Source organism: Staphylococcus simiae, from assembly GCF_017357005.1.
GTDB classification, from domain to species: domain Bacteria; phylum Bacillota; class Bacilli; order Staphylococcales; family Staphylococcaceae; genus Staphylococcus; species Staphylococcus simiae_A.
This window is the reverse complement of the sequence record NZ_CP071589.1, coordinates 1,915,194-1,935,199: the sequence shown is the minus strand read 5'-3', so window position 1 is coordinate 1,935,199 and position 20,006 is coordinate 1,915,194. Positions and strand designations below refer to the sequence as shown.

Annotated in this window: 19 protein-coding genes; 15 read left to right on the top strand and 4 right to left on the bottom strand. The window is 30.7% G+C overall.

All coding sequences use genetic code 11. The features are described 5' to 3' along the window. Positions 1-121 precede the first annotated feature (121 nt). Entirely contained in the window at positions 122-1,342 is a 1,221-nt protein-coding gene (locus J3R86_RS08890) for an SdrH family protein (protein ID WP_207516996.1), read from the top strand. A 22-nt stretch (positions 1,343-1,364) separates the two neighbouring features. Here J3R86_RS08890 and mroQ read toward each other — a convergent pair whose 3' ends face one another. Continuing rightward, entirely contained in the window at positions 1,365-2,108 is a 744-nt protein-coding gene (mroQ, locus tag J3R86_RS08885; protein ID WP_207516995.1) for an intramembrane glutamic endopeptidase MroQ, read from the bottom strand. A 177-nt stretch (positions 2,109-2,285) separates the two neighbouring features. Here mroQ and groES point away from each other — a divergent pair, with 177 nt between their 5' ends. From groES to J3R86_RS08870, 3 genes are all read left to right on the top strand, one after another. Then, on the top strand, positions 2,286-2,570 hold the full coding sequence (gene groES, locus J3R86_RS08880) for a co-chaperone GroES (protein WP_002464796.1): 285 nt from the start codon (positions 2,286-2,288) through the stop codon (positions 2,568-2,570). 78 nt (positions 2,571-2,648) lie between these two features. Next, positions 2,649-4,268, top strand: coding sequence for a chaperonin GroEL (gene groL, locus J3R86_RS08875; protein ID WP_207516994.1), 1,620 nt, complete (start codon positions 2,649-2,651; stop codon positions 4,266-4,268). Between the two features lie 428 nt (positions 4,269-4,696). Then, positions 4,697-9,100: a SasC/FmtB family protein gene (locus J3R86_RS08870; RefSeq protein WP_207516993.1), complete on the top strand. Its 4,404-nt coding sequence runs from the start codon at positions 4,697-4,699 to the stop codon at positions 9,098-9,100. Positions 9,101-9,412: 312 nt separating this feature from the next. Here J3R86_RS08870 and J3R86_RS08865 read toward each other — a convergent pair whose 3' ends face one another. Beyond that, positions 9,413-10,702 carry an aminotransferase class I/II-fold pyridoxal phosphate-dependent enzyme gene (locus J3R86_RS08865; protein WP_207516992.1) on the bottom strand — a complete coding sequence of 430 codons (1,290 nt, stop codon included), beginning with the start codon at positions 10,700-10,702 and terminating at the stop codon, positions 9,413-9,415. Between the two features lie 200 nt (positions 10,703-10,902). Here J3R86_RS08865 and J3R86_RS08860 point away from each other — a divergent pair, with 200 nt between their 5' ends. From J3R86_RS08860 to pmtD, 7 genes are all read left to right on the top strand, one after another. Then, entirely contained in the window at positions 10,903-11,001 is a 99-nt protein-coding gene (locus tag J3R86_RS08860; RefSeq protein ID WP_207516991.1) for a Trp-rich small protein, read from the top strand. A 168-nt stretch (positions 11,002-11,169) separates the two neighbouring features. After that, positions 11,170-11,349: an SE1626 family protein gene (locus J3R86_RS08855; protein WP_207516990.1), complete on the top strand. Its 180-nt coding sequence runs from the start codon at positions 11,170-11,172 to the stop codon at positions 11,347-11,349. A 478-nt stretch (positions 11,350-11,827) separates the two neighbouring features. Then, entirely contained in the window at positions 11,828-12,208 is a 381-nt protein-coding gene (gene pmtR, locus J3R86_RS08850; protein WP_207516989.1) for a PSM export ABC transporter transcriptional regulator PmtR, read from the top strand. Further along, complete coding sequence (gene pmtA, locus J3R86_RS08845; protein WP_207516988.1) at positions 12,205-13,095, top strand: phenol-soluble modulin export ABC transporter ATP-binding protein PmtA; 891 nt, start codon at positions 12,205-12,207, stop codon at positions 13,093-13,095. The genes pmtR and pmtA overlap by 4 nt, the downstream gene beginning before the upstream one ends. Beyond that, on the top strand, positions 13,092-13,760 hold the full coding sequence (gene pmtB, locus J3R86_RS08840; protein WP_207516987.1) for a phenol-soluble modulin export ABC transporter permease subunit PmtB: 669 nt from the start codon (positions 13,092-13,094) through the stop codon (positions 13,758-13,760). The genes pmtA and pmtB overlap by 4 nt, the downstream gene beginning before the upstream one ends. 12 nt (positions 13,761-13,772) lie before the next feature. After that, positions 13,773-14,645, top strand: a complete 873-nt coding sequence (pmtC, locus tag J3R86_RS08835) for a phenol-soluble modulin export ABC transporter ATP-binding protein PmtC (RefSeq protein ID WP_207516986.1) — start codon at positions 13,773-13,775, stop codon at positions 14,643-14,645. Then, positions 14,645-15,385: a phenol-soluble modulin export ABC transporter permease subunit PmtD gene (gene pmtD / locus J3R86_RS08830; RefSeq protein ID WP_207516985.1), complete on the top strand. Its 741-nt coding sequence runs from the start codon at positions 14,645-14,647 to the stop codon at positions 15,383-15,385. Before pmtC ends, pmtD begins: the two co-directional genes overlap by 1 nt. Before the next feature lie 58 nt (positions 15,386-15,443). On the opposite strand, the gene J3R86_RS08825 is transcribed toward pmtD, so the two are convergent. Beyond that, a complete protein-coding gene (locus tag J3R86_RS08825; protein ID WP_207516984.1) occupies positions 15,444-16,007 on the bottom strand; it encodes a thioredoxin family protein in 564 nt (187 codons plus the stop codon). A 161-nt stretch (positions 16,008-16,168) separates the two neighbouring features. On the opposite strand from J3R86_RS08825, the gene J3R86_RS08820 reads away from it, so the two are divergent. The 3 genes from J3R86_RS08820 (at position 16,169) to J3R86_RS08810 (ending at position 18,118) form a co-directional block, all read left to right on the top strand. Further along, positions 16,169-16,654 (top strand): hypothetical protein, encoded by a 486-nt coding sequence (locus J3R86_RS08820; protein ID WP_207518539.1) that lies wholly within the window; start codon positions 16,169-16,171, stop codon positions 16,652-16,654. A 64-nt stretch (positions 16,655-16,718) separates the two neighbouring features. Beyond that, positions 16,719-17,276 carry an HAAS signaling domain-containing protein gene (locus J3R86_RS08815; RefSeq protein WP_207516983.1) on the top strand — a complete coding sequence of 186 codons (558 nt, stop codon included), beginning with the start codon at positions 16,719-16,721 and terminating at the stop codon, positions 17,274-17,276. Then, the gene (locus tag J3R86_RS08810; protein WP_207516982.1) at positions 17,273-18,118 is read left to right on the top strand and encodes a DUF4097 family beta strand repeat-containing protein; all 846 of its coding nucleotides are present in this window, start codon (positions 17,273-17,275) and stop codon (positions 18,116-18,118) included. The genes J3R86_RS08815 and J3R86_RS08810 overlap by 4 nt, the downstream gene beginning before the upstream one ends. 213 nt (positions 18,119-18,331) lie before the next feature. On the opposite strand, the gene J3R86_RS08805 is transcribed toward J3R86_RS08810, so the two are convergent. After that, a complete protein-coding gene (locus J3R86_RS08805) occupies positions 18,332-19,372 on the bottom strand; it encodes a C45 family autoproteolytic acyltransferase/hydrolase (RefSeq protein WP_207516981.1) in 1,041 nt (346 codons plus the stop codon). A 421-nt stretch (positions 19,373-19,793) separates the two neighbouring features. Between J3R86_RS08805 and J3R86_RS08800 the strand changes: the two genes are divergently transcribed. Continuing rightward, complete coding sequence (locus tag J3R86_RS08800) at positions 19,794-19,967, top strand: hypothetical protein (protein WP_002464717.1); 174 nt, start codon at positions 19,794-19,796, stop codon at positions 19,965-19,967. Positions 19,968-20,006 lie beyond the last annotated feature (39 nt).

Below are 20,006 nucleotides of genomic sequence, written 5' to 3'. Positions count from 1 at the left end.
TTACGAAAGTTTCAAGAATATTAATATTTATTTTCAAATTTCATATATAAATGCAATTACTATCAATCTTTAATATACTTAAGTTGAAGCTAAATTGATAAGTGGGGGGTGACTATACTTAATGAAAATAGATAAAATAGCCAAATCTTTGTTATTGGTTAGCACGATTATGATAGGGAATGTCACTTATAGTACAGTTGCTGACGCCGCTACTAATGAAACAGCAGTCAACGAAACATCACAAAATAATTATGGTAATGAAATGAATAAGCCAGTATCTAATAATATTGAGACAACGCATCGCAGTAATAAAAATGCATCAGATAACGAGAATTCAAGGGAAGAATCTCAAACTTCTAATAAGCAAGATAATAATAACCAACATGATAGTGAAGGTACACAAGGTACAGGGAAAAAACCGTCTAACCAAGACAAAGATGAAAATAATAAAGAACAATCAAATAACGATAACAATAATGGTTCAACAAATATAGACACAGAGAATCAAAATGGACATTATACTGATGATTCAAAAAATGATGGGAAACACAATCAACCTGATTCAAATGTAAAACCTAAACCACAACCTAATGGTTCAAGTAATAGCCAGCAAAGTGGCAACCATTCTAACAACTCAAATTCACAGCAATCTAACCAATCGTCTCATTCTTCTCAAAATAATTCTCAAAGTCAACAAGGAACGATAAATAATGGTTGGAATAACAATTCAAATTATATTAAATCTAACAGTTCGCAACATGCATCATATTCATCTGGACAACTGACAAGTTTAAATAATGCTCCCCACTATGGACATATGAATAATGTGAACAAAAGTCGATTTAATGCTATAGCGACAGGGGCATCAAAATATAATCCATTTATTATTAATCAAATTAATAAATTGGGTGAAGATAAATCTAACATTTCAGATAGTGACATTTATCATATCGTTCGTAAACAAAACTTTAGTGGTAATGACAATTTAAATGGACTTCACCAACGTACTGATTATTTTAGATTCCAATATTTCAATCCACTAAAGGCAAATGCATATTATGACAATTTGGATGAGCAGATATTAGCGTTAATTACCGGTAAAATTGGCTCCATGCCCGACTTAAAGAAACCTCAAGATAAAAATAGCAACAATCATGAAAGAACTACAGAACAGCAACAAGGTGATACTAAGATAACTAAAGAACAACAGAATAATAATAAATCAGCAACGATAAACACTGATAATAAAGGCTGGATTATAGGGGCATCAATTACGATTGTAATAATTGTCATTGTGCTCATTTTGTTGTTTTTAAAAAGAAAAGATAAAAAAGAAACGTGATTTGTGAAATCACGTTTCTTTTTTAGTGAAATATTAAATGTAAGATAACATTGGCTTGTTCTTGCATTTTTTGTAAATGATCTGCTCCAATAAGTTGGAATATGACAACCATACCATTTTGTAGCATATGAATGATGATTGGAACAGCTAAACGTTTTGTCCATACATAAGCTAATGAGAAAACGATCCCCATACCAAAATATATAGGTATAAACTTAAAATCTTGATGTGCTAAAGCAAATATTAGTGAACTAACAGTAGTTGCAATTAAGAAGCTCACTACTCGATTGCCTTTAATAGCATTATAAATTTCACCAAAAATTACTTTTCTAAAAACAAATTCTTCTAATAATGGACCAACTATTGAAATGAATATAATGAAGACTGGAATTTTTTTAGCGATTATCATTAATCTTTCAGTATTTGGACTCATTTGTTGTTGTCCAAAGATTTGAGTATATATCAAACTTACGATAACTTGATACACCATGACAATAGCAAAGCCAGCTAACGCCCATGGTACGACATAGCGCATAGGTTCTTTAGGTCCCATTTCAAGTTGAGTGGGGTCTTTAATTCTAAGATTAATCAAAATAATAATAATTGCTGCAATTAGAAATAATACTAATTGTACATATATAGACATCTTAGCAAGTTCCATACCTTCATACTGTTGGAAGAAACTTGTTTTGATTATAAAACTAGGTAAATATAATGCTAATGCATAAGTTAATACCGTTAATAATGATACCCAAAATCTTTTCATTGTTATCCTCCAAATTTATGTTTATAACTTATTTTATCGTAAATAGAAATGATGTACAAAAAATTAATTAGCAAAGTTTATTGCTTGATATTTTGACCAAATTTGATTATTATTAAAATTGTATTAGCAGTCTTTAAAGTTGAGTGCTAACATTAGGTTCATAAAGGAGGAACAATCATGCTTAAACCAATTGGAAATCGTGTGATTATTGAAAAACAAGAACAAGAACAAACAACAAAAAGCGGTATTGTTTTAACTGATAGTGCTAAAGAAAAATCTAACGAAGGCGTTATTGTCGCTGTTGGAAGCGGACGCTTATTAAATGATGGAACACGAGTGACTCCTGAAGTTAAAGAAGGAGACAGAGTTGTCTTTCAACAATATGCTGGCACAGAAGTAAAAAGAAACGATGACACATACTTAGTATTAAATGAAGAAGACATTTTAGCAGTAATTGAATAATTACGATATAGATATAGAAATCATTTTAAGAAATAAGTAACAAAGATTAATTTTAGTTTATTAATGGAGGTTTAATATATGGTTAAAGAATTAAAGTTCTCTGAAGACGCACGTCAAGCAATGTTACGTGGAGTAGACCAATTAGCAAATGCTGTTAAAGTTACAATTGGTCCAAAAGGACGTAATGTTGTCTTAGATAAAGAGTTTACTGCACCGTTAATCACAAACGATGGTGTAACTATTGCTAAAGAAATTGAATTAGAAGATCCATATGAAAATATGGGAGCTAAATTAGTACAAGAAGTGGCTAATAAAACAAATGAAATTGCTGGTGACGGTACTACTACTGCAACAGTATTAGCTCAAGCTATGATTCAAGAAGGGTTAAAAAATGTCACAAGTGGCGCTAATCCAGTTGGTTTGCGACAAGGTATTGATAAAGCAGTTAAAGTTGCTGTTGAAGCGTTACACGATATTTCTCAAAAAGTAGAAAATAAAAATGAAATTGCCCAAGTTGGTGCTATTTCTGCAGCTGATGAAGAAATTGGACGTTATATTTCTGAAGCGATGGAAAAAGTAGGCAACGATGGTGTTATAACTATTGAAGAGTCTAATGGTTTAAATACTGAATTAGAAGTTGTTGAAGGTATGCAGTTTGATCGCGGTTACCAATCACCATATATGGTAACTGATTCAGATAAAATGGTAGCTGAATTAGAACGTCCATATATTTTAGTAACTGATAAGAAAATTTCTTCATTCCAAGATATCTTACCTTTACTTGAACAAATTGTACAATCTAATAGACCAATTTTAATTGTTGCAGATGAAGTTGAAGGCGATGCATTAACTAATATCGTATTAAATCGTATGCGTGGTACATTTACTGCCGTAGCAGTTAAAGCACCTGGCTTTGGTGATCGTCGTAAAGCTATGTTAGAAGACTTAGCTATCTTAACTGGTGCACAAGTCATTACTGATGATTTAGGTTTAGATCTAAAAGATGCCACAATTGATATGTTAGGTACTGCTAACAAAGTTGAAGTTACTAAAGATAATACGACTGTAGTCGATGGTGACGGAGATGAAAATAGCATTGATGCTCGTGTCAGCCAACTTAAATCACAGATTGAAGAAACTGAATCAGATTTTGATCGTGAGAAACTACAAGAACGCCTTGCTAAATTAGCTGGTGGCGTTGCAGTTATTAAAGTTGGTGCAGCAAGTGAAACTGAGTTGAAAGAACGCAAACTACGTATTGAAGATGCATTAAATTCAACTCGTGCAGCAGTAGAAGAAGGTATTGTTGCAGGTGGCGGTACAGCATTAGTTAATGTATATCAAAAAGTGAGTGCTATTGAAGCAGAAGGCGATGTAGAAACTGGTGTGAATATTGTACTTAAAGCATTAACTGCACCCGTACGTCAAATTGCTGAAAATGCTGGTTTAGAAGGATCAGTCATTGTTGAACGCTTAAAAAATGCTGAAACTGGTGTTGGATTCAATGCAGCAACAAATGAATGGGTTAATATGTTAGAAAAAGGTATTGTTGACCCAACTAAAGTAACACGTTCAGCATTACAACATGCAGCAAGTGTTGCAGCAATGTTCTTAACAACAGAAGCTGTTGTAGCATCAATTCCTGATAAAAATAATGATCAACCAAGCATGGGTGGCGGAATGCCAGGAATGATGTAAAACCACTCATAAACATTGGTATAAAGGTGTTTCGTCATTATAAATGACATAATTATGACATGAAACAACAAAAAAATAAAAATCCTGTTTTGATTCAGCTGAACTAAAACAGGATTTCAAAATAATTCTTTTGAGACGTTTTCCTTAAGTTGACTGAACTTTTGGGAAGCGTCTTTTTATATACCTATTTTGCTATTGAGATATTAATTTCGGTCGTATAATGTTACCAGCATATAGGCTGTATGTTGATTTTTAAAATTTATTGCATAATATATTTTAACTTTCTAATAATTGTTATAGTTAAGTTGTTATAATTTTAATTTTGTGCTATTTTATTTTAGAAATATAAAAATAGTGGAACATTATATTGGATTTTATATCATTAGAGTTATACCTACCTGAAATAATAAAGGAGACAAAGATAAATAATGAACAACAAGAGAAACAACAACTTAGACAAGAAAAAGATTACTAGATTTTCAATTAGAACTTACAAAGGATACGGAGCTGCAAGTATTATTGTGTCAGCATTCTTTTTATTTTTAAATCAAAATCACATTGCACAAGCTTCCGAAATTAAAAAAGATATGAATACTTCGACAAATATAAGTCATATTAATAGTGAAGTATCATCTCAATTACAATCCAATAATACACCACAAATTGAAAACAGTACGTCATTAAATGATACAAACATAGGAGACAATGTTCAACTTAATAACACAAGTACTGATTCTAATAAATCTTTAGCAAGTAAATTAGCCAATCAACCTACACAGCAAAACAGTACTGCAGATTCTATACATAATCAAAATATTACCCATACGCAACATAATAGTCAATCGCCGAGCGTAAATCATCGTATTCATAAAAGAAGTGTGAATACCAATCCAGCACCAGCAAGTAATAATGATCCGCTACACTTCAATGAGACTAATACTGCAATAGAGAATGGTCATTTTGATCATGTGACAGGAGGCTCATTACCGACAACTTCACAAAAAGTTACATTTGTCACTGGTGTAGATCATTGGACGAGCTTATCAACAAATCCTAACCCAGAATTTCCAATATTTAATACTTTAACTGCAAGAGATTATAGACCTTATATGAGTGATGCTTCAGCACCATATGGTGTGGTCTTAGCAGTGACTACTAATGGTAATACGAGAACAACTTTAAGCCCTAAAGTAGCAGGAATTTATCAAGATATTAGTGTTGTACCAGGATCAGAACTTGTCGTGAGATTCACATCTGCTAGTATGACGTTTAAAAGTAGTGTAACAGGGGCTAAATTGAAAATAAGCGATACTACTGGTAATCAAATATTGTTTGATAATAGACTTAATGGAATGAGTAGTTTTCCAACAGGGAAATTGAGTACAATGGTAAATATTCCCGATAATTTAGATCGTGTACGTGTGACATTTTTACCTATTTCAGATAACAATAATTTAACATCTGGACAAACTAGTAGTGCAAATGGCTATGGTTCAGCGCCTGCTAACATTTATTATGGAGGGGTAGTTAGTAACGTAAGCGTGAATAGTGGTGCTTTTATTGAAACATCTTTACCTCAAACATCATATACTGTAAGTGCTAATTCAGCTACAGCAAATGTTGCTCAAGGTACAGTATCATTTAATTTAGAAAATAAAGGTCATACTACTGCTAAAAATGTTATTTATAAAGTGACATTACCTGCAAATTCTAAGTTTATTTCTGCAACTGGTGCTCAAGGAAGCTATGATCAAACTACAAATGTATTAACATTAACTATTGGAAAAGTGGGGGCAGGCCAAAGCCAAACGATTTCTTATATAGCTGAATTTCAAGCTTCAGAACCTAAAAATGTAGAATTGAATGGTAATTTAACGTATCAAACTGATGCACCATTTAGAGGTAAAGATAGACAAAAAACAGGTGAACATGCAGCAAGTGCGCAAACTGTTCAATTATTAATGTACCAAACTGATTTACAAACAAAAGTAAATGACATTACTCAACAATTGCATACATTAAATGAAGCGGATTATACACCTGAAAGCTGGAATGCATTAAAAGCTAAAATAGTAGAAGCGAATAATATTTTAAATGAAGAAAATAATCACATTGATATTACTCATCGTCAAAATCAAGCGAGTATTAATCAAATGACGACAGAACTTCAAACATTATTTACACAATTGAAGGAAACAACACCAGCGTCACCAAGTGTAACAGCAGATGAAGCAACAGCAAGTGTATTAGTTACACCAAAAGACAATAGTACATCAATGACAATCAAGTATGTCGATACGGCAGGAATAGACCAAATTATAACTGCAACGAAAACGAATAATATATGGTCACTCAATCCATCAGTTGCAGGTATGTCGATTAATGATCAAAGTGGTGCTGTTACAATTAATCACACTGCAGTAAAGCAAAATAGCGAAGTAATTGCAACAGCTGTAAAAGGCAACAGTGATAGTAGTAGTGAAACGCAAGTTACAATGCCAATTAAGGAAGGTACACCAGCAGCACCAATTGTAACAGCAGATGAACCGACTGCAGGTGTTGTGATTACACCACAAGGTGATATCACTGAAATGACGATTAAATATACAGATACAACAGGAACAGACCAAACTATCACAGCAACAAAAGTAAATAATACGTGGTCACTTAATCCATCAGTTCAAGGTATATCTATTGACAGTCAAACTGGAGTTATTGATGTAGACCATACTGCAGTGCAGCCATATAGCGAAGTAATAGCAACGGCCAAAAAAGGTAATAGTGATGTCAGTGGAGAACATACAGTGCAAATGCCAGTCAAAGAAACAACACCAGCAGCACCAACTGTAACAGCAGATGAAGCAACAGCAAGCGTAATAGTTACTCCGCAAGGTGATACAAGTAAAATGACAATTGAATATACTGATACGACAGGAACAGATCAAACAATAACAGCGACAAATGTCAATAATCTATGGTCACTTAAACCAGCAGTGTCAGGAATTTCAATTAACAATCAAACAGGTGTCGTTACCATAGACCATACTGCAGTGCAGCCACATAGTGATATAAAAGCAACAGCCGTAAAAGGCAATAGTGATGTTAGTGAAGAACATACAGTTCAGATGTCAATTAAAGAAGCAACACCAGCAGCACCAATTGTAGCAGCAAATGGAGCAACAGCAAGTGTCACGATTACACCACAAGGTGATACAACATCGATGACGATAAAATATGTCGATACGACAGGAGCAGGTCAAACCATCACAGCAATGAAAGCGAATAATCTATGGGTACTTAATCCATCAGTAGCAGGTATTATGATTGATGACCACACAGGAGTTGTTACTGTAGAACATACTGCAGTGCAGCCAAACAGTGAAATTAACGTCATTGCAGTCAATAAAAACAGTGATCCTAGTCAAGCAGCTAGTACAACGATGCATGCTAAAATGGCTACACCTCAATTAGCAGCAATCATCGAAGAAGATACAGACCAACATATCACAATGATACGTCCACCAGAAAATGTTAATCAATTAATGATTGAAATTGACAATACTGATGCCTCTACATTTACCATTAATGCTGTAAAACAACAAGATGACTGGCAATTAGTAAATAACCAATATCCATCAGTTCATATTAATCCTAAGACTGGTGAAGTAACAATATCAGGTGACATAGCTCAATTTGAAGGAACGATTACAGCTACTGTAAAAAATGGAAATAGTGATGGAAAAAGTGTGACTCAAACATTAGCATCTGAAAAATTTGACGATGAAATATTACCTATACTTCATGTAACAGTATGGGTAGATACAGAAGGTAATATATTAAAAGACCCTGTTGAAGATGATAAAAATCCTGAAGAAGCTAAAGAAGTAGGAAGCTTTAAAGGTTATCAATATATAGGTATGGAAATGAAAGATGGCATTACACGTTATATCTTTAAAAAATTAAATTCAGTACTTCCAAATGATGAAAATCAAGCTACAAATCATAATAATAATCAAGAAAATCATCATGTGCCTATAATAAATCAAAATAATGAAAATCATTCATTGCAAGCTAATAACCAAAATAATGATACGGGGAATAACCAACAAACACCTGCGATACAAAATAATGAGCATAATAACAGTCAAAACTTATCAAACTCAAACGATAATAATATAAATCCACACAATAAAGTAACTGAAAATTCGTCACAACAAGATAATCATTCAGATGTCATATCCAATAATAATAATTCAGTACATGGTTCAGATTTAACACATGTATCTAATAACACTGAAACTACTAATTCAACTGGACAGAATGAACCATTGATTTGGACTAGTCAACCTGAAGACGGTATTAATGCTATACAACAAGATCTACCTGTGCTTCATGTAACAGTGTGGATGGATACAAAAGGACAAATATTAAAAGACCCTATTGAAGATGACAAATATCCACAATCAGCAAGACAAGCTGGTGAAATTCCAGGATATCGTTTCCTTGAAACAATGGTTAAAGATGGCATTACAATACACATTTTTGAAAAAGTAGCTAATAATCATCACCTCGGTCAACGTAAGACACAAGTTTTAACAGACAAAGAAACACTAACAAATATAATAAACCAACAGCTAACAAAGGTAAAAGAACAGAAAGAAGTATTAACTGTTAGTCATAATAATGGTGAACAAGTAACTAAGAAAGAAGATAAGAAAAAATTACCACAAACGGGACAAGTAAATGACGACAACCATGGTTTAATGTACGCTTTAATGTCATTACTTGGATTATCATTAATTTTTAGACGTAAACATAAACAACGTCAATAAATAAAATAACTAACAATATGAGTTAATTAAAAAAATTAACAATAAGCTTTATTAAGCTTATGTAACAACAAAACTTAATATAATGCTAATAAGCAGCAGTAAGATGATTATTAAAAAGACATCTTACTGTTGTTTTTTAATTTCACAAAAGTAGTATATGTTAGATTTTTCAATTCTATAAAATTAACATTACTGTGATAAGAACATCTAAACAAAGACGTTTCAACTAATAAAATTTTTGTCAAACTAATAAAAAAGAGTTAAAGGCAACAAGCATTTGCTTACCTTTAACTCTCATAAAAATATATAATGTTATGATTTTAAATCATCAATGGCTTTGGCAATTGAATCAAAAACATGCGGAATATCTTCTTTTTCTACACAACTAAAAGCAATACGAATATCAGTAGCATTTAAAGCAATAACACCAATTGAATAATGTTCGATTAAATGTTTACGCAAGTCTTCTGGATCAACACCAAGTACTTTAATAGCCATAAAGTAACCTGAATTAAAGTCATAAGCTTGCCAATATTTATTATACTTGACATCATAAACAACTTCTTTTGTAACATCATAGCGTTGTTGAAGTGTCTCGATATTTTTGGCAATTTCCTTATCAAATTGTTCATGATGTTTCAACACATGTTTGACGGCACTTTGAGTTGGTAGTGGACCACTAGAAATATTACTGCGAATTAGACCTTTCACTTTAGCTTCTAAGACATCTTTTGTTGTTTGATCAGCCGTACCAAATGTCATAAATCCAACACGAAAGCCCCAAGCAAAGAATTCTTTAGTCGCACCATCTAAACGAACTGGTAAGATGTTTTGAGATTTCAGTGCTGTTAATGCAGTGAATAATGATTGTCTGTATACATCTTCATAAAATAGGCCATAATAAGCATCGTCTACTACAGCAACAACTTTCGTTCCATTATCTGCAAGCTCTTTAATAGCTGCAACAATTGTTTCAACTTCATCAGCTGTTGGTGTGTAACCAGTTGGATTATTAGGGTAATTTAACAACATAATGACTTTGTCTTTGTTGTAATGCTTTAATGTTTCTACTAATGCACTTGTTGTGTAATGACCTTGCTCATCAAAAATAGGATATGTGTCGATTTGTGCATCATTACGAGTATCAAATACTAATTTATAATTGCCCCAATTATGTTCAGGTAATAAAATCGTATCATTTGAGTCTACAAATAAGTCTCCAACTAAAGATAAACCATGTGTTAAGGCATTTGTAACAATAGGACGTGTAATTTGTTCTTTAGTTAAATCGGGATTATCTTTTAACATTTTTTGCTGCCATAAATCTCTAAGTTCTTCTACACCTTGAGGAGGTGCATAAGGGAAGATTTCGTCTGGTGTTAAATCATTAAACATATTATCTAATGAAGGTGCGAACATTTTACCCTCTTTATTTGTTGCCATACCAATTGTAGCGTTGAATTTTGTACTTTTAGCTTCTGCAGATTGGGACAAAATACCTTTTGGATAAAACATATTGTGTCCTAAACTAGATAGCATAGCTAAGACTTGAGGATTGGATTGTTCAAGTTGTTGATTTAAATTTTGGGCTAATGGATTCATTATTGACTAACCTCTCTTTTAAAATTGACTTCAAATACATATTATATTCAATTATAACAAAGATAAAGTGAAGTTGTGGGTTCTATCGACAAATTTAAAAATAACAATTAAAATACGAACACATGTTCGCATTTTATGTTAGAATATGTATAGAAACTTTTTAAAGTCAATTTTGATGGTGTAATTTAGGAGGTCATAAAATGGAATGGTGGCAAGAAGGTTTAATGACTTTGATTACTGGATCTTTTTTAATTGTGTTAAGGATTTGGTTAGAAAGCAAATGGAAAAATAAAAAATAGTTTAAAGCAATCAGTAACTATCATCTTAATTATTAAGGGTACAGTTCATTTAAAATTGGGCACATTAATTTAATAAATGTTAAGCAACAACTCATCAAAATGATGATATAGAAGAACTCAACATGTAATCGTAAGTTTGTTATAATGGGAAATGTTGAGGTGAAATAAATGAAGCATTTAACAAAAATATTTGTAATCATTGCTATCATATTATTTGTTGTTGGTTATTATTTACAATCAACAAATAGTGAAGAACAAGGAATAAAACTTTTACTAGCAGCAATTATGTTTATGATTTGTGCGTTTATTAGTAGACATAATGATCGACGTAAGAATAATAAAAAATAGTTAACTGCCTAACAATAGCTTATGTGATAATCAAGAACTTATTCACATATAGATCATTGTTAGTGCAGTTTTTTTATTAATAATTTTCTTAACATAGCTAAGTAGGATATGGTGAAGAGAATGTATCTAATAGGATCCTATAGACAATCTGATGCATATGGCAGTTATTGTCTGATGAAAAAGTGCTGGTGAATCAATGTTTTATCGCTCTAATCACTAATACTAAAGTGGGTATGATACCGTATCAAAAAGTCACATGCAGATTTTATATTAATATGTCAGAAGAATATCTATGCAATCATTGCTTTGAAATATTTATGTCGGTCCCAATTTCATTAGCAATACAACACATTTGTACTCTAAATAAGTCAATATCATCACATTATGGGAAGTATTTTGACTCATTGGAAGGTTTATAGTTTACAAAATTGTATATAGTGTATATAGTGTGTATATACAGTTCTGAAAGGGGACATTCATGAAAATAATTTTAAAAAATAATAGTGACTCTCCAATTTATGAACAAATCAAGCAACAGATTAAAGAAAATATTCTCAAAGGATATGTTCAACCAGGAGAACACTTAGCATCAATGAGGGAATTAGCGAAAGATTTGAAAGTTAGTCTAATTACGACTAAAAGAGCGTATGAGGATTTAGAAAAAGATGGCTTTGTAACAACAATTAGAGGTAAAGGGACTTTTGTGAAAGAACAAGATAGCGCTATCTTTAAAGAAAAGCAATTTTTTGCAATTGAAAATTTAACTAAAGATTTAGTTAAAGAAGCTAAAACGATTGGTATGTCATTAGAAGAATTACAAGATATTTTAGCTCTTATATACGAGGAGGAATTATCTTGAATGCTATTGAATTAAATGCAGTAACATTTGAACAAGGTGGATTACAGCTTAATGATATAACCTTTCAAGTTCCTGAAGGCTATGTAACTGGTTTTATCGGTACGAATGGTGCTGGAAAGACTACAATTATTCGTTTAATTATGGATTTATACAGTCCTCAATCTGGCACAATTACACTGTGGCAACAACGTATGCAAGAAGACCCCGTGGGTATTAAAGATAGAATTGGTTTTGTTTATTCTGAGAGCTATTTTAATGAAAATTGGACAGTTAAAAAATTAGAAAAAATCATCGCACCATTTTATAGTAGGTGGGATCATGACAAATTCCTTCAATTACTACAACGATTTAATATAGTACCTGAGAAGAAAATTAAAACGTTGTCAACAGGTATGAAAATGAAATTGTCATTAACAATAGCATTATCACATCACGCAGATTTATTTATATTTGATGAACCAACGTCAGGTTTAGATCCAGTTGTTAGAAATGAAGTACTTGAAATGATTCAGCAAGAATTAATTAAGAGCAATAAAACTGTATTTATGTCGACACATATTATTTCAGATTTAGAAATGATTGCCGATTATATTGTTTATCTCAGTGATGGACAAATCAAATTGCATGGGTCAACTAATGATATTTTACAACGTTATCAAATCATTCATGGTTCAATATTGGATTTAGATGATGAATTATCATCATTGTTATTATATAAAGATGAACGTGCAACAGGATTTACCGCATTAACAGAACATGCACAAGTATTTGAAGAAATTTTAGGCAATAAAGTTGAAATCGAAAGACCAACGATTGAAAAGTTAATGGTTTATTTAGAAAATGGTAAAGACAATTGTCATAAGCAAAGTGGAGGTTTTAAACAATGAAAAACCTGATTATGAGAAATTTGAAATTACGCCAGCTGACACTTATTACATATGCTATTGCATTACTGTTTTACCCAATTTACGCCTCTTTTGCTAAAGACTCTATAACTTATTATATTTTTGGGTTCTTAGCATTTATATTAGTTTTTGTTGTTTTTATACTTGATTCTGGCCATTTATTTAGAGTGCATAAACGCTTAGGTGGTAACAATTCCTATTTTATATTTGGTAGTTTACCTGTTTCTAAAAAGGACTTATTAAACTCAAATTATATTACTTGTATCATTTTTACTTTTTTAGGTGCCTTGGTTCTATACTTATACGACGATAATTCAATGTCATTAGGCGTTAACGATATTTATTTTCCTACGTTCTTTAATTTTATTGTAGCTAACTTTTTATCATTACCTGTTGCTTTTAGTAAAATGACTGAATTACGTAGAAGTTATATATCATATATATTTTATATTATAACTATTGCTTGGTTGTTACCTTTGTTTATTGCTATAGTGATAAATTTTGTCGATTATTTTATTTTTAATCGTTTTACATTACCAAAGTACTATGTCTACATATTAAATTATGGTCTCATTGCCATAAGTATTGTAGCATTAATGATTAATTACTTTATTCAGTATAAAAAAATAACGCGTCAATCAATTTAAAGGAGGACTTTGATGAAATTAGAAAATATTACTAAACAATATGGTACACAAAAAGTATTAGATGATATTAATTTTGATTTTGGAACAAGTCAAATTGTCGGATTAATTGGTAAAAATGGTGTTGGTAAGACAACATTAATGAAAGTCATGAATGGTAATATTATAAATTTCAAAGGAAAAGTAGCATTAAATCATAAAGATAATGTTGGATTTTTAATTGAACATCCCAAATTATATGACAATAAATCAGGTTTATATAATTTAAAATTATTTGCTCAAGTCTTAGGACAAGGTTTTGATAAAGCATATACTGATAAAATTATCGATGCATTTGGTATGAGACCATATGTGAAGAAAAAAGTTAAGAAATATTCTATGGGAATGAAACAGAAGTTAGCAATCGCGGTGTCTTTAATGAATAAACCTAAATATTTAATATTGGATGAGCCAACAAATGGTATGGATCCAGATGGTTCAATCGACGTCTTAACAACTATACAAAGTTTAGTACAAGAATTAGGTATGAAAATACTTATTTCAAGTCATAAATTAGAGGATATTGAGTTGATTTGTGATAGAGCAATCTTCTTAAGAGATGGTCATTTTGTACAAGATATTAATATGAAAGATGGTGGACCTCAAGAAGTGACGCTAATTACTGTTAATCATGCTCAGTTCGATCAAGCTATTGAGGCACTATCAGTAGAATTTGATATTAAACAATCTGAAAAAGCAGATGGCCATATCATGATTAAATCTCAAAATAATTATGAGCAATTATTAAAATTGTTAGCTAAAGCAAATATCTACCCACAATATATTGAAACACGTAAGAGTTCACTACGTGATACGTACTTCAATATTAATCAAAGAGGTGATAACTAATGAATATATTCCAACTCGTTAAATTTGATTTTTATAGTATTTTAAAAAGTCCATTAACATATATATCACTTATTGTGGTTGCTGGATTATCAACGATGCAAACGATGTTAATGTCTAATGCCAAAAACAATCCATCACATGAAGTGAATTACGACATGGTATTCGCGTTATCTAATTGGCTATTTTTATTCATAGGGTTATTATTTATTATTAAAACGATAACTCGTGATTATTCTCAAGGGACAATACAGTTGTATATGAGTAAAATGAAGAGCCGTATTGGTTATATTGTCGCAAAAACAATATCAATTGTTGGAATTTCTTTATTATTTACATTATTACAATATATTTTAATGATGATATTGCAACAATCAACAAAAGGAAAAGCTTTAGATGGAGATAAATTTTTAAATAATATTTGGTTTTATTTAATCTTCTTCTTATTCTTTGGATTAGTGTTGTTATTCGTGACATTAGTGGTGCAGCAAACAGCGGTGATATTCACATTAGGTATCTTTTTACTGCTAATAGTGCCTTTTATTCAACCATTAATTGGCTTGATACCAACTATTGGAGATAAAATTAATAAGTCATTTAAATATTTACCATTTACGTATCTAACTAATAAAATGACAGAAGTTAATATTGATTTTACCAATTGGCAATGGTTCATTTCTATTGCATCTATCATTGTGTTATTCATAATTAGTGTATTATATGCGGCTAAAAAGGATATTTAATTAAAATAAAAGCGAGTCATTGATCGAAGTATCGAATATGACTCGCTTTTGTATTGTTTTATTTAGTTTCGAGTTTATTTAAGATAGAATTATAAACTGCTTTCCAGAATGTAGCATCTGTTTTATAACGGTTAGAAATAATTAAATGTGTTTCTTTTTCTAAGTCATTATAATCTGGATGGTCTTTACTTGGCAATTTATCATTACGTAAATCAGTCACAAATTTTTGTACTTCAGAAGCTCTTGGACCCCAAACAGTTTCTTGTTCATATTGATCATTCAAGAATACAAAAATAGGAATTGAGCGAGATTTACCATTTGTTAAGTATTGGTCAATTAAGCGTGTATCATCATCTCTATGGAAAACACGTACTTCAAGATTTAAAGCTTCACTGATATGTTTTAAAATTGGCAAATTCATCATGGCATCGCCACACCAGTCTTCAGTAATGACTAATACTTTAGAGTAGTCCATGTTGCTGATTTTATTAAGGCGTTCACTGTCATTTGGCATGTCAAATGATTGATAGATTTCGCTGATATTATCTTTGTTAGTTTTCATACTATCAATATAATCATTTAATGGCTGACTATTTTTGAAATAAGTTTCTAAATTTGTCATCGTAAAAACCTCCTTTAGCATTTACAATATTATACCAATTTATGTTAATAAAAGGTAATAAAATAAATTAATTGCATTATTTATGTTAAATCTTGTTAAAGATGAAACAAATAAAAGCATATGCTATATTTAAATTAATAAAATGGAAAGTGGTGACCTCGTTGCGAATTCAAAATCGCTGGATAGTATTTGGTCTTTTTTTGATTTGTGCCATATTAGTAGTTATTGGACTGCAACAATATCGTCAAACAAAAACAGTAGATTTATCAGATACGACAATAAATAACATACAGCTAAACCAAACATTTAATGACAAAGGTTATGAAATTAATAAAAAAATTAAAATGGAAAGATTTAAATTTTATAGTGATAAAGAACATCCTAATTTAACAGTCAAAGTTAGACAAAAAGATAACGTAGTTAAAGGTATTATGCTTGTAAAAGATAGTACGGTCAATACTAGCTTTGATGGTAATATTGGAGAATCAATTGATGATGTCATTAACCAATTAGGCTTTAATTATAAAAAGAACATTATAGGTAAGAAATATGAATCAATTAAATACTTAGATCGTGACCATCACATGAAATTAAATTTATTATGTGAAAATCGTGAAATTAAACGTATTGAATTTTTCAGTCATTAGCGTTGTTAGATTTAATCACAGAAAAAGAGAGTATTGAATATGATAATCAGGATGAGTGACTAATATGAATAAGATTACGTATTTAAATGAATTAGAAACCTCACTTAAAGGTTTGCCAAGACCATTAATCGATCAAAAAATGTATGAATATGAAACGTACTTTTATGAACAAGAATTAAATGGTGAATCAGAAGAAAAAATCATAAAAAAATTAAAAGATCCTTATGATGTAGCTAATGAAGTAAAAGCACAAAATATTATTGACTATGCTCAAATCAAACCTAATTTTACTAATATCGCTCGCGCTGTCATAGCATCGTTAAGTTTAGGTATATTGTCAATGTTTGTAATTTTAATACCTGTAACTTTAATTGGTATTATTATTTTATTGCTATTTTTATTATCTTTAACGTTATTATTCTGTCCAATTCTCTTGATCATCAATGCTTTTTTAAAAGGTATATATGACTCAATAAGTAATATTTTATTTGCTATTTCTTATTCGGGGATTGGTTTAGTATGTATCATTATAATATTTAAAGTATTAGAGTATATATATCGCATTATTTTAAAATACTTAACTTGGTATATTAAAACAGTTAAAGGGAGCGTCAAAAAATGAAAAAGCTCTTTTTTATCGGTATAAGTGTATTTATTGTCTTTTTTATTGCTGCCACGACAACTTGGTTTGTCTTTGATAAAGATAAATATGATACCCAAAATTATGACAAGACGTTTCAACAAGATATATTTAACCGTTTAGATGTTAAATTAGATAATAGCAATTTAACATTAAAAAAAGGTAGTCAATTCAAGATAACATACAATGGTGATAATCATATTCAAACTAAAATTAAAGATAAATGTCTTAAAGTAAGAGATTCACAAAATAAGAACAGAGGGTATTCTACGGATTTGAACCCTTTTTATCATAATAAAAAACAATTAACGATAGAAGTTCCTGATAATAAAATAAAATCCTTAAATATTGATATGGATGCAGGTCATTTAAAAATTTCTGGTATAGCATTGAATGATAGTAATATTATTAATCATACTGGTGACTTTAATTTAGATAATGTTCAATTTGATAATGTAAACCTATATACAAATTTTAGTAAAGATTTATATATAAAAAATAGCAACATAGTTAATAGTGATTTCAAGTTAAAAGGTGGTAAGCTATCTATCATTAATAGTAAATTAAAGCAAACTATATTTATTAATGATCATGGTGAAGTTAAATTTAAAAAAATGCCGGCACAGTCTGACGTCAAAGCCTCAACTAAAGAAGGTGACATTTCGTTTGAATACGCTGAGAAACCCGTTAATACAATATTGAAATTGAACCCTGGTACTGGAAAAAGTTTAATTCATAATAAGGCTTTTAAAAATGGTAAAGTAGGTAATAGTGACAATGTTTTAGAATTCTATACTATTGATGGTGACATCGACATCGATTAATAGAAGTTAATGGATAGTAGGCGGTGTGAGATAATAATAAACTAGAAGAGTCTAGAACATAATCATTTCAGACTAAATTTAAGCATTTAGCAGTAACTGTCTGGTTTGTAAAAGGTTGATAAATCAACGTTTTACAAACCTAGTCAGTCTTGCAGGGGTTGGATAGAAATAAATTTTATATAAAATTTATTTCTATCCAACCCCCTTCTATTGTTATATATTGGCAAAGGTTAAATCTGTGTCAATGTGACCAGTAAATTGACTAATGGATAATTCATTACCTTCCAACCAAGAATTGAAATCAATCATTTCTGGTGGTTTATTTTCACCTAATGTCATATAAGCTGTTAAACTTTGTGGGTGATACATAGATGTATGTATCGTGCCTGACCAACTTCTGAATAATTTACTGTAAATTTCATATAGAGGGTCATTAAATATCTTGAACGCTGTATGCATATCGATATGTTCAGGTGTTTGTTTCATTACCCGTGCTAGTCGTTCAGTAGACTCTTTAGTATAATTGCGATTCTCATGAGTCAGTATTTCAAAATGGTTTGTACAAAATATATCGTGACGTACATCAATAGAGCGTGGAGTGACTTCTACAATAACGTGATTTAATTCCTTGTCCATTAATATATAACTAAACGAACTTCTATGTGGAATGTTTTTTAATAATTGGATTGCTTCTGTAACATTGCTGCAATATTCCAATATTAAGCGACCAATCATATAACAAACGAAACCATTCGCAGGATGTTTACGGTGCATAAAGTTATAGGCCATAGCTAATCCCGCTTCGTTCATGCCGTCCATACGACCAGTTACTCTTGATGTAGGACCTATTTGTGCTAGGCCACCATCTGTTGGTTGATATAATAAATATCTGCCATCGTATGTAGCAGGATGATAATCATAGTTTCTTACTAAATAATCTTGGCCTTGAAATACGGTGCAACCACTTTCTTTTAAATCAGTAAAACGAAAATGACCAAAATTCAAGATGATTTGTCTCGTTGGTAACTTTAATACACTTTGTAATCCCATCAATTCATCCCAAATTTGAGGCGCATAAGTTTGATAAATTTGATAAGTTTCATTAATGTCTATATCAAATCTCGGTATACGCTTTTTCCATTCTTGTTGGCGATTACTTAATAAGGGCGTTTGCTGTAGCCATTTGGCAGTCGCTACACCTAAATCAAAGTGAGAGCCTCTAAAGGTCATAATATCTGATGTCACTTGTTGCATTATTACACATCCTTTATTTTGGTATAATTGTAATAAAAATGTAATTTTATATTAATTGTGTTTGTAAAAATATAAGTTACAATTAAAACATAAATGTTTAATTATTGGAGGTGAATGATAAGTGTACAGATTTTATCATTCAGTAAAGCAAAGAGTATACAGTTGGTGGACTTACTAAAATTGTTCTAATGTATAGTTATCTTAACATAAAGAATTTATTAATAGATAATCAACGTTATTATATAAAGCATAAAGACAATATCGGAGCATCACTTTATGGTGCTTCGATTTTTTATATTGTTGACTAATTATGTTGGATGCATATTTTTTTAGAGAATGGGTATATATTTAATGATTATTCTAAATATGATAGTATAATGAATTGTAGATTGGTATATTATTTTATAGAGGTGAATTTAGAATGTGGAACTTTATTAAAGGTTTATTTAAATTTGTATTTAGCTTATTAGCAATTACAACTGTAGTTGCTGGTGTTGGCGTAGCTGTTTTCGCTTATATTTTCAAAAAAGACTTTGAAGATATCGAAAGAAAAACAAAAGAAATTATTTCTGATATCGAAAGTAAAAATAGCTAATATTTTTTATGAAGAGGTTGAACAATTTATGTTCAGCCT